We start from the raw sequence: 11,186 nt of genomic DNA on the forward strand, positions 1-11,186 counted from the left end.
AGAGGCTTCAAAGGAAGCATTGACAGCGCCTACCGTTCTGTTGGTGCTGTTCCCTTTCTGGCCTTCCAAATCATCCCTTTGATAGCCAATATTAAAGCTTAAATCCAGCTTTTCTTTCCATAAGATTGTGGAAGCATTCAGGGTAATGTTTTCAAAATCGTTGTTAAAGTAAAAGGCCCCCAGGGTTTCATAGCCCGGGTCGATACGCTCATATCCAATTCCAATAGAAGAGTTCCCAAAACTGTAGTCCAGACCGGTATTGATGGCACTGTAATATTCCGTGGAGGTCCTGCCTTGAAAGAACAGCCCTGAGAATACCTTTTCATTATTGGGATTAGGTTCCGCCCTTAGGTCCTGGGTCATGGCCGTGGAAGCATATTCTGCCCTTAACCGCATCCCTTTTAGGATTTCATAAGCCCCTTCTATGCTCAATACAAGGTTTTCCTTGGGGAGCACGTTCTTATCTTCCGGGACCATAGCGATGGAGTTTACCTGATCACGGGCATAAAACCCGATAAGCCCGACTTCATATGTATCGGCCTTGTAACCCACTTTGGCTCCATAACCCATCCGTTTATAGGCGGGAATGGTCTGTGGATCTCCATCATCTTCCACTGCTTTTAAAAACCTTCCCGTAGCTGCACTAAAGGAGAACCCGCCTTTGGGAGTGAGTTCCAGGCCGCCTCCGGTAAACTGGTGGCCGCTCAACGTATAAGGGGAAAAGGACATATTGATATCCCCGATATGGGCCTGTACCCATTTGTACTTGGGGTGCAGGCTGAGCCTGTTAAAGTTAAATGGCAGTTCATAATCCAGGTTCGATCCCTGGTTGGTAAAACTATAGCTTATGGGCATGGAAAATTCAAAAAAGCCTATGTTAAGGCTCCCTTGCAGGAAATAGGTAAAGGGTTCCCTGCTGTCTTCCTGGTTGGATGAATAGAACACACTGTTGGCAGAAATGCCCCCTCCGATTTTAAATGCTTTGCCCTTGCCAATGTTTCCGAAATCAATCTGCTGGGCTATGGTTATTATAGGAAACAACATACAAAGCCAAAAAACCAATATTAACCTATTCGGCATCCATCCCTTTATATAAAATGATAGAAAACGCTTAAGGGTCCCATTTAGCGGATAACATGTAAATATTTGTAGTAATTGTTTTTTCAAAAAATTATAATTTTAAACTATGTGCCCCACAACCCCAATTGTTATTGGAGCTGTGGAGTATAGCTGCCCAAAATCTTGAGCTAACAATAAATTCTTTCCCGTTTGAATTTTCTTAAGGACTCCCCGCTACGTATGCTTGATTTTACAATTTATCATTTGCGATTAGCATTTGAGAGAACTGATATATAGCTTCTATAGTTTTATCCAAGTGTTTCTTAGAACTTAGGTTTTCTGGTTTTAATTCAGTTAAAGGATAAAAAGTGTAATACCAAGCATTATCAAAATAACCTATTGGACATTCTTTAACATTTGATATGATCAGTTTTTTTCCTCCCATGTCGCCAAATTCTATATATGCGTAACCTATAAGTACGCTATCTTCCTTGTTCTCCCCTTGGTATATTTCATATATAGTCTGATTTATACTCTTTTCATCCATGACGCTCCAAGATACACCTGATTCAACCTTTACAATATATAATGGGTTTCTCTTGTCCCGCTCTACCTTATACCCAATGTTCTTTATAAATTCGTTTTCCTTTTCAACTTTTTCTAGAACAAAGCCTGGTCTCGAATTAGTGGTGCTTATAAGTTCTTTTGTTTTGGAAGCACTAAACCCATTAGTACTTAAGATTCCATTTTTTAATAAATACTTTGCGATTTGTTTTTTGCCTAAATAAAACCAATCATTCTCAATCCCAATACTGTCGTTTTCCTTAACACATTCAATAATGTAATAATCGTTCCTTTTTGCTTTTCCAAAGAACTTAGACTCCTCGGAAACCAACTTCGCATTGTACAAAAGCTCATTTTGGTTGTTCCTTACTTCATAATAATTGGTTGCCCCTTTGACTTTTATCTTTTCCAGGCTCCCAACTTTTTTCTTGTCCAATAAAATTTCCCCTTTTTTCACTTTTAGGTTTTGAGCATGCATAAAAGTTGAAATAAATAATAGTGTAAAAAATAATTTGCTTTTCATTCTTCTTAAATTTATAATTAATAATATAACCCTGTCACAGTCCCTTAATGTAATCCAGCCATCGTAGAAGGCATCAATAATATCTATGGTATCATCACTTTTGTCACAAAGGCTTAAACATTTTTGTTTTCCCTAAAGTAATCCACTAAATCCTTTGGGTAATACTGGCAATCCCGAAAACTACTATCATCTAAATCCATAATGGCTACCACGGCAGCGGTTTCAAAGCTCCAATAACCGAAATAGATAACTTCTCCTCTCCGGTTTGGTTTATGACTGTCATACCAACCAGCATCTTTGTGATTTTTGTACCAATCTTTTGTGGTAAATTCCTTTATCAGATTTTCAGCTTTGGCATTGTCCGTTTCAGTTATGGCTTTGCGTAGTTTTTCAAAAACCTTTGGTATGCCGAAAAACTCCCGATAACTTTCCTCTATTATTGGTTGCCTATCTTTTAACTTAGCTCTTATGATAAATTCAAACAAAAAATCTTTGACACTATCTCGGTCTATTACTTCAACTAACTTTGTAAAATCTGCTTCATTAATGTTTAGCAAAAGTCCTAATGACAGCATCCAAAGCATTTGGTCATATGCCCCAAAACCATATTGATTTAATATAACCGATCCAGTAGGTTTTCCCGTTTTAATTTTCCATGCATCATCTACCCAGCTTTCATATGTTAGTTCAATTGCTTTTAATAAGTCATCTTTTAAATTTTCTATTGGATACCCCGCAGAGTATTTGGCGGATAAAGTGTTAATGTGTGAATATGACATGCTCCGCTTTAGAATGTTGATCCGCTCTTTGGCTATTTCACCTTTGTCCAATATCTCAACATCTTCCAATTGAAATTTTTCAGACCTTCTTAGCCTACTTTCCCAATATTTGGAATTTTTTAAATTATCTCTCATAGTATTTATGGATTAATAGTTCCTATAATATTAGCTGCTTCATCTAATTCTTTATAAATAATCGAACCATCTGGGGCAACCTCTGCTAAAAGTCTTCTATAACCAACTGCATTGATATCTTGAAATATGATTGGTCCTACTGCATTCTGTAATCTATTGCTGCCCAATATCCATCCATCACTCATTTGTGCAGGTAAAGGCGTTGTTCCATATTTACCGATATCATCAATAACAGTATATCCTTGATTTCTCATAGCCTAGGAAACTATGCCCTCTGTTAAATTTTCACTTGTTTCCATGCACCTTGGTCTAAACATTATCATTCAATCTGTCAACCTCATCTTGTAGTTCTTGATCCCAGATATACTCTATTCCAATTAGCATGTATTGGGGGGACATTTTGTGTTGTGTCATATAATTTATGTACAAGTCTACTCTCCCAAAAACCGAAATTTACTTCAACATTTTGAGCATTATCATTCTTATCAAAATAAACCGCTGAAAAACGTACTGTCCCTTCAAGTCTCATTATATCCAATACCCCTTTCCTCCAATATACATTTCCTATATCATCAATTAATTTTAGTGCTAGTTTTTGAAATATTTCCTTCATTTTATTTAATTTTCAAAAGGTTGATTATATTTTTTGCCATCTATCCAATAATCAACTTCAAAGCCAATAGGTCTTTTAGAAGTTCCATCAAAAATTGCGCGTACCTCAATTTTCACATCTTCACCCTTAATCATAGCATCTGCCCATGAATTCTCCATTTGCTTCCAAGCCCCTTGGTTTAATGTTGCTGATTGTGGATATAAGTTAATTTGTTCCTCAGGACCAAAGAAACGCGACCCTACGATATGCCCTCCTTGATCTGACCCTCTTATCCCTTCTTTTATATCTACAGCTCTTATTTGTTGGTTCCCTAAACGAACCCTTGCAATGTCATCAAGATCTGCATTCGTTTTTATAACCCTTCCTAAATCATCTGTTTGGTATAAAAATCCATCAACTTCATAAACCATATTTTTTATCAATGGAATTTTGTTCAATACTGGATTTCCGCGTATACCAACCTCTATACGCGCCGGAGCTACTATTTTATCTTTATATACGGTAGCCCATTTTTTCCCGAACCATCAATTACCTCAAAAGCTTCATCATTAATTTTATTAAATTTCCATGTATTTGGAAAATCCCCTTTCATGGTATTTACAATGTCATCAAGTAAGTTCTCCACTTGATTAATTATCCCAAAATGCCCATCCAGTTCCTTAATTCTTACATCCCCTCGCTGGTGTATGCGTCACGCTTACACTAGTTGGAGAACACATGATTTAAGTGTTTTTATTTTCCCTAAAGAAGTCTACTAAATCCTTGGGGTAATATTGACAATCCCTAAAACTGCTATCATCTAAATTCATAATAGCAACTACAGCTGCAGTTTCAAAACTCCAATAACCGAAATAGGTGTCATGCTTACTTTTATGGCTATTGTACCAGCCCGCATCTTTATGGTTTTTATACCAATCTTTTGTGATAAATTCCTTTATCAAATTTTCAGCTTTTGTTTTATTTGTTTCAGTAATGGCTTGGCGTAGTTTCTTAAATGTGTCTGGAATACCAAAAAACTCCCGGTAGCTTTCTTCTGTTATAGGTTGCCTGTCTTTTAACTTTGCTCTTATAATAAACTCAAACAAATAATCTTTTACACCATCTCGATCTATTACTTCTGCCAGCTTTTTAAAATCAGCTTCTTCAATATCTAACAAGTAGCCTAAGGAAAGCATCCATAGCATTTCATCGTAGGCAGACAAAATATATTGGTCATGTTCAACGGGAGGAGTGCCTTGTTTCAATTTCCAAAATCCATCCCAGCTTTCATGGATCAACTTCACACTTTTTTTCCAGTTGAAAACTAATTCTTCAACTGAATAACCAGCAGAATACCTAGCTGATAGTATCGTCAAATTAGTCCATGATATGTTCCTTTTGACAAATGAAACTCTATTATCTTTTATCTCTCCATTCTCACATTTGGATATCCATATTTTATTTGATACTACTTTATTTGCAATAATTCTATCAAAGAAGTTTTTATCTTTTATTTGGTCTCGTAACATAAATAAGATGATTTAGTGATTAAGGTGTAAATGTTCCAATGGAATTACCTAATTCGTCAAGTTCTTTAAATATAATTCCCCCATCTTGAGCTATTTCAGTAAGTACCCTTGTATATTCATTTGCTAATATTTCATTAATTAATTGTTCATCGCCAACAGCATTCAACAGTCGATTAGATCCTGTAATCCATCCATCACTCATCTGTTTTCCATCTGCCGTAGATCCAAGTTTGGCATATCCCTTATATTTCGATTCTACAATATAATATTTACCATTTTTAACAAAAACATGATCAATGCCTGTCTCTCCCCAACTGTCGAGTAATGTTTCATTTCTTATATGTAGTGGTTGATATCCTTTTTCAACAAAATAAACATCGGTTGCCATTTCACCAAAAACTCCTTTGGCATTTCTTTTAGCTTCAGATATAGTCTTTCCTTTGTATTTTTCTATGACGTCTTTTTGTTTTTTATATGCATCATCCATCCATTGATTTGCCTGTCTAACAACCCCAAAATGCCCATCAAGTTCCTTTATCCTTGCGTCATCAGCCCCATATTTACTTACAAGAACCTCTCGATGCTCTTCATAAGCCTTTTTGGCCTTAGCCCGGCTTGCAGTAAATTTCGCCCTGAGTAAACCGGAACCTAATAGACCTAATTGGAGGTATGTATTATATTCCTGAAAAGTTTCGCAAAACGCTTCGTTCCCTTCACAAAGATCGGTATACCTTATCAAAATGTCAGCCGTAGCACTGGATATTTCAACACCTGCCAGAGTGATCCTGCCTATTTGTTGCAGCCTGGTCAGGTGCCTTAGTTTGGTCACATTACCAAAGGCGGTCAGGGTAAGGGCTACATCAATGGTCAGCCCGATCTGGTCAAGGCTTTTTTCCAAGTTGTCCTTTTTGGCGGTTCCGGCAAAGTAAATAGCAGGCACTTCGGTTTTGGTGATCTTCCCTTTGCCGCCATTTTCAAAAACGATCCATACCGGTTGGAAATAATCATATACGAGGTTTCCATGGCGGCCATATATGGTTTCAGTGGCAATACGGACCCCGTTTTGGTTGAACGTGGTGGGCTCATAGCTCACATTGGGGAACCAGGACTTTCCATCATAGGTAAGCACCCTTGGGCTTAAGTCCCCATTGTCCAACAACTCGTCGACGTAGGTATATCCTTCGGTATTGGCATACTTACTGCCCTGCCATAGACCATAAATCACCTTTAAAAAGCGGTCAAAGTTATTTTCGTTCCCCTTCCAAAAGGTTTGTGCCCCTGTATTATCAATCCCTTTAAAGAGTTCTTTCAATAATTCCGGGTCACCGTCCAACTTGTCCAAAAATGTATTGGAGTAGGTGGCCAGGTCTCCACTATAGTTCTCTATAAGGTCAAGGATCAAATCTTCATAATATTCGGTCAGGGCAAAACCGTGGTCCGCTATTTTTTTGATAATGCTGTACTTATCATCTACAGAAAAATACATCGCTCCACAATTGGCAATGGATTTGAGTGCCTTGACATCATCATCTGTAAAACTTTCCTTGTTGAGTACCTGTGCAAGGACAGTTTGATAATCTTCATATATAGCATTTGGATTATCCGGGAAGAGATACTCCTGAAGTTTTTCGAGCTTATCTTCCGTATGGCTTAACTCGTTATATTTTTTAGCTGTGATCACCACCCCACCATAATCCAGGGTAAACACATCATAATGGCTTGTTTTCTTGTTGCCCCCTGAAGTAGTTTCTTCGGAAGCATATTCAACTTTGCCTAAACGGGTAGGCTTGGAAGCCAGTTTAACGGTAATCTCCCCATAATCATCAAACCTGGCGGTAAAGTCCTGTCCGACTTTATCAAAATAATCATTTGGAAGCTCCCGGGAACCACCTACATAACCACACCTGATCTGTTGGAATACCTTGGAGATGTATTCCTTGTCATCATAAAAGAGTTCTTCTTCAGTGGTGGATGGGGTAAAGTTAGAAACTAAGTTTTGTTTTACGTATTCATCATTCTTCCCATTGGCAAAATCTTCTTTTGCTTGCTTAATTGCCTCTTTAACCTTTTTCTTATCGTTTATAAAGTCTTGAAGGTTTTGTTGTTGTTCCTGAGTCATTCCATTATTAGGATCATTCAAAACCTCTTCCATTAATTCTATGAAAATGTTTGCCTGCTGGTTAATCTCGATATTCTCTTTAATAGACTCAATAATTTCATCTAATGTGAATCCTAGAATATTTACCAAATCTGCTACCCCTTCCACAAATTCATCCACGCTTTCTATATTCTCCCATTCAGGGTCATAAGCAGTTTCCACTTCGCCCTGTATCAGCTGGTACTCGGTGTTGATCTGTACATTGTTAAAGACCACTGTGATTTTGGTATCGGCCAAGTACGGAACCCTGATAAAACCCTTTCCGCTAAAACGTCCATTGGCCCCGGTTACTTCCGTGACCGTTACCGGAAAATCCCCGGCAGTAAAGGTCTCATTCTCGTTTAAACTTTGCAGCGGGTTTTTGTTGGAAATCGTCACCTCAGGTGGCAATCCACAATTGTAATAGGTGCTCTCTTCAGGGGTGGGGGTGGTAAACTCCCTCGGGTCGGAATAACTAAAACCGCTGCCGACATGGCACTGTCCGCCCACCCGGTATTCGTAGGTGGTACCGGCCTCCAGGTTGTGGATGGTGGCATAGGGGTTGCGGGAATTCACCTCGTACCACTCATAATCCACCCGTTCGGGATCAAACTCAATAAGGTCTTTTCCTTTTTCAGCCCTTCGTTTGTTGCGCTTTTCCCTACGTGCCCTTTGTTTTTCGGTTTCTTCCTTGTAATCTACTTTCCGGTACTGTACCCGATAGCTTAAATGATCGAGGTTTGGATCCCAAGTAATGCGTTCACTACTGGTACTGATGGCCTCGGCCAGGATAAAGCCCGGGGGGTCGCAATCCGACAGGTAGGTGAACCAGAAGATCTCGCTGTACCCGTTGTTCTTATAGAGGGCCGTTTCTTCGATCCCGTCACTTACAAAGGCCCGTACCTGCCACCCATAGGTCTTCCCATCGATCAGTTGCGGGGCGATGTCATTATAAAGAAAGGAGCGGTCTCCAAAGGTTTTGGTCTGGTACAGTGGTGGGCTTGCCTGAAAAGCTGCCCGGGGATCGATCTGGGTATCCCAGAGTTCCTTTAAGATAAATTCATACTCCACATTCGAAGGTTCAATCCCCCTGGGTGTCCAGTTAAAATCTATGTTCTGGGGAAGTTCAGCACTTACCACATCACCGGCCCTTGGAAAATTCAATATAGGAGGGTCATGCAGGACCATATAGACTAGGTCACAATCACCACCGGGTTGGGAAAGGCGCTTGCCCGATACCAGGTCATAGACCTCAAAGCAAAATTGATACAACCCATCAGGAAGTGGCTGGTGGTACATTTGCGGTGAAATCCCATGTAGGTTCTCCAACCTAAAATAAGCCCCTAAATCTAAATTGGTAAAGGTGTTTGGTTTTCCACCATCCAAAGTGATAAAGGGAGCGCCAGTCACTACTTGACCACTGGTGAAGAACACTTGGTTATTGCGCTTTACAATTAACTTTAACCGAACCTGCCTGTTAAAATCATTGACATCAAGTAAGTTTAAAGTTACCGTAAGCCGCTCTTGAATGGAGGTAGTATACTGCGAAAGCCGGACGCTATAAGGTTTGTGCATTTGTGTAGTAACACTTACCGGATATAGCTGGGCATGTACTTGGCCAGTGATCAGTACTATAAAAAGGATCAGTAGCTTTTTTATTCGCTGATATCTACTTGATTTATTCATAAAATATGTATGCTGGTTATAATTCTTTTATATTCCTCTTTAACTTCCTTGTTTTTGTACTTTGATATCTACTATGATATAGGATTGCTGCCCGTCCCGGACAAATTCCTTGACCTTGACGGCCCCTTTGCGCCCGTCCCCGGTCTGGAAGAGTACGATCCTGGGCACCACACTGTCGTCAAAATCCTGCATTCCCGCATTGGTATCTTCAATGGTAAGCCCTGATAGTATACTGCCGTTGCTCATGGCATCGAACTCTCCTGCGCTCAGCGAAGCCGGACACCCACAGGATTCCTGTAGGTTGATAACCTTGGTGTGCGCTGCCCCGGGGATGGGCTCAAAAGTAAGCTCTTCCGCCCGGTCGGGCGATACAAAGCGGTTATAGGTAAAGTTGCCGTTCAGCCCGAAATACACGATATCGATCAGCGGCCCATTTTCATCTGTTACCTGATCACGGTTATACACCCGCCTGGTAGTGGAAGAGAAAAACGCCCCGATATGGTTACTACTATGGGCGGTATTGATCCCCAGTTTAATATTTTCAAAAGTCCTTAGGTTCCTGTTTTGGTACACGGTAACCGTTTTAGAAATAGTCTTTGTTTCTTTGCCATTGGTGGCCTCCAATGTTATGGTATGGGTGCCGGGGGTATTGAAAACCACCACTGGGTTTTCCTCTGCGGAAGTGGCCGGTGTCCCGCTTTCAAAGGTCCAATGGTGACCGGTGGCACTGGTACTGTTGTCAATAAGGCTTACCGATACCGGTACCTGATGGTCATCGTCCTCAAAAGCCACTTCCATATCAAAGGCCGCTTCCAGGTAAGGGGCAACGGTAATGGTCTTTTGCTCTTGATAGGTATCCTGTCCATTGCCCGCCTCCAGGGTAATGGTATGCTCCCCGGGCTCGGTGAAAACAACATTTTCGGGGTGCTGCATATCCGAAGACACCGGTGTCCCCCCTTCAAAGGTCCAATGGTAGGTGTTGGCCCCTTGGGTCGTATTGGTCAGTTTAACTTCCACCGGGCTGTAGTTGCTTTCCAAAATTTCGGTAGTAAAGCCGATTTCAACAGCGGTAATGAGTACAAGGGTCAATTCCTTGGTGTCTGTACTCCCGTCCCTGTTTGTGGCCGTTAAGCGTATGGTATATGTTCCGGGTTTGTCATAGGTAATAGCCCCCGGGTTTTTATCTTGTGAGGAAGAAGGGGAGCCCCCTTCAAAACTCCACCGGTAATTATCAGCGCCTTCGGAGGAATTGACAATGGCCACTTCTACCGGTACCGAAATATCATCGTTTGCAATGGTGGCCTTAAAATCCGCCACTACCGGAAAGGCCTCCTCTTTGGCACAGCCGCCCATCCCCATGGCCAATACGATGGCCAATACTGTTTTTATGTGTTTTTTTTTCATCATTCTATCACAATTCTTCTGATGTCGCGTACCTCCGGGGTCTCCAACAAAAGGATATAGATCCCCGGGGTCAAGAAAACCTGGTACTGTGTGGTATACTTATCCGATCCATGGAGCAGGCGGTCGTCCACCGGGCTATTGCTGACCTGGTCAAAAAGCCTGAGCGAGGCCGTGGCAGGCTCGGCCAGGGTGACCGCTACGGTAAACCGTCCGCTGTTGGGGTTCGGGTACACAAGGAACTCCTCTATAAAAGGGTTTTCGGTATCCCCCACGTCCGGCAGGTCACGGGCATGTTCCACCACCACCGGTTTGGTATGGTCCTGGTAGCATTCGCCCTGGTAGGAACGCAGGGTCACCTGGTAAACGCCTACCTCATTAAACCTCAGGGTGATATTTTCAGGGGTCTGCTGTATGGTTTCTGCTTCTTCGGGCAGTATCCACTCCGTATGCTCACTGATGGGGTCACTGGTATTGACCAGTACGATATCTTCCCCTGTAAAGCCCTGGGTGGCGATCACAAACTCCGAATCGATATCGGCCGTGGACGTCGCAATGACAACCGTGTCGCTGCCCGTACAGCCCTTACCGGTCGTCACCGTGGCCGTATAGGTCCCTGCCCGGTCCAGGCTCACCTCGGGGGAAGTGCTGTTATACCCGTTATCGGACTGCCAGTGGTAGGTGGCCCCGGGATCGTCGATACTTATGTCCAATACCAGTTCCTGTCCGTTGCACAAGGTCCGGTCTTCTCCAAGGTCCACGATAACCGGTTCCGGGTCTT

At 41.6% G+C, this 11,186-nt stretch carries 10 protein-coding genes and 1 pseudogene; all 11 read right to left on the reverse strand.

Annotated features, from left to right (window positions below; genetic code table 11):
- Window positions 1-1,080, reverse strand: a pseudogene (locus OOZ15_RS19280) (hypothetical protein); the annotation flags it as partial.
- A 229-nt stretch (window positions 1,081-1,309) separates the two neighbouring features.
- On the reverse strand, window positions 1,310-2,146 hold the full coding sequence (locus tag OOZ15_RS19285) for a hypothetical protein (RefSeq protein ID WP_265958084.1): 837 nt from the start codon (window positions 2,144-2,146) through the stop codon (window positions 1,310-1,312).
- Between the two features lie 113 nt (window positions 2,147-2,259).
- Window positions 2,260-3,060, reverse strand: a complete 801-nt coding sequence (locus OOZ15_RS19290) for a PoNe immunity protein domain-containing protein (RefSeq protein WP_265958085.1) — start codon at window positions 3,058-3,060, stop codon at window positions 2,260-2,262.
- Between the two features lie 5 nt (window positions 3,061-3,065).
- On the reverse strand, window positions 3,066-3,314 hold the full coding sequence (locus OOZ15_RS19295) for a hypothetical protein (RefSeq protein WP_265958086.1): 249 nt from the start codon (window positions 3,312-3,314) through the stop codon (window positions 3,066-3,068).
- Between the two features lie 83 nt (window positions 3,315-3,397).
- Window positions 3,398-3,673 (reverse strand): hypothetical protein, encoded by a 276-nt coding sequence (locus OOZ15_RS19300; RefSeq protein WP_265958087.1) that lies wholly within the window; start codon window positions 3,671-3,673, stop codon window positions 3,398-3,400.
- 5 nt (window positions 3,674-3,678) lie between these two features.
- Window positions 3,679-4,110, reverse strand: coding sequence for a DNA/RNA non-specific endonuclease (locus tag OOZ15_RS19305; RefSeq protein WP_265958088.1), 432 nt, complete (start codon window positions 4,108-4,110; stop codon window positions 3,679-3,681).
- Window positions 4,111-4,154: 44 nt separating this feature from the next.
- A complete protein-coding gene (locus OOZ15_RS19310) occupies window positions 4,155-4,298 on the reverse strand; it encodes a hypothetical protein (RefSeq protein ID WP_265958089.1) in 144 nt (47 codons plus the stop codon).
- Between the two features lie 97 nt (window positions 4,299-4,395).
- Complete coding sequence (locus OOZ15_RS19315) at window positions 4,396-5,181, reverse strand: PoNe immunity protein domain-containing protein (protein ID WP_265958090.1); 786 nt, start codon at window positions 5,179-5,181, stop codon at window positions 4,396-4,398.
- 19 nt (window positions 5,182-5,200) lie between these two features.
- Complete coding sequence (locus OOZ15_RS19320; RefSeq protein ID WP_265958091.1) at window positions 5,201-9,004, reverse strand: fibronectin type III domain-containing protein; 3,804 nt, start codon at window positions 9,002-9,004, stop codon at window positions 5,201-5,203.
- A gap of 39 nt (window positions 9,005-9,043) precedes the next feature.
- On the reverse strand, window positions 9,044-10,411 hold the full coding sequence (locus OOZ15_RS19325; RefSeq protein ID WP_265958092.1) for a PKD domain-containing protein: 1,368 nt from the start codon (window positions 10,409-10,411) through the stop codon (window positions 9,044-9,046).
- Complete coding sequence (locus OOZ15_RS19330) at window positions 10,408-10,926, reverse strand: T9SS type A sorting domain-containing protein (protein ID WP_265958093.1); 519 nt, start codon at window positions 10,924-10,926, stop codon at window positions 10,408-10,410. The genes OOZ15_RS19325 and OOZ15_RS19330 overlap by 4 nt, the downstream gene beginning before the upstream one ends.
- Window positions 10,927-11,186: the final 260 nt, after the last annotated feature.

The sequence above is a fragment of the Galbibacter kalidii genome (genome assembly GCF_026241135.1).
Lineage (GTDB): Bacteria > Bacteroidota > Bacteroidia > Flavobacteriales > Flavobacteriaceae > Galbibacter.

What these genes read in the sequence shown, in the direction of transcription:
- OOZ15_RS19285 (WP_265958084.1), bottom strand. Translation starts at nt 2,146, where the DNA reads ATGAAAAGCAAATTATTTTTTACACTATTATTTATTTCAACTTTTATG.
- OOZ15_RS19290 (WP_265958085.1), bottom strand. Translation starts at nt 3,060, where the DNA reads ATGAGAGATAATTTAAAAAATTCCAAATATTGGGAAAGTAGGCTAAGA.
- OOZ15_RS19295 (WP_265958086.1), bottom strand. Translation starts at nt 3,314, where the DNA reads ATGAGAAATCAAGGATATACTGTTATTGATGATATCGGTAAATATGGA.
- OOZ15_RS19300 (WP_265958087.1), bottom strand. Translation starts at nt 3,673, where the DNA reads ATGAAGGAAATATTTCAAAAACTAGCACTAAAATTAATTGATGATATA.
- OOZ15_RS19315 (WP_265958090.1), bottom strand. Translation starts at nt 5,181, where the DNA reads ATGTTACGAGACCAAATAAAAGATAAAAACTTCTTTGATAGAATTATT.
- OOZ15_RS19320 (WP_265958091.1), bottom strand. Translation starts at nt 9,004, where the DNA reads ATGAATAAATCAAGTAGATATCAGCGAATAAAAAAGCTACTGATCCTT.
- OOZ15_RS19325 (WP_265958092.1), bottom strand. Translation starts at nt 10,411, where the DNA reads ATGATGAAAAAAAAACACATAAAAACAGTATTGGCCATCGTATTGGCC.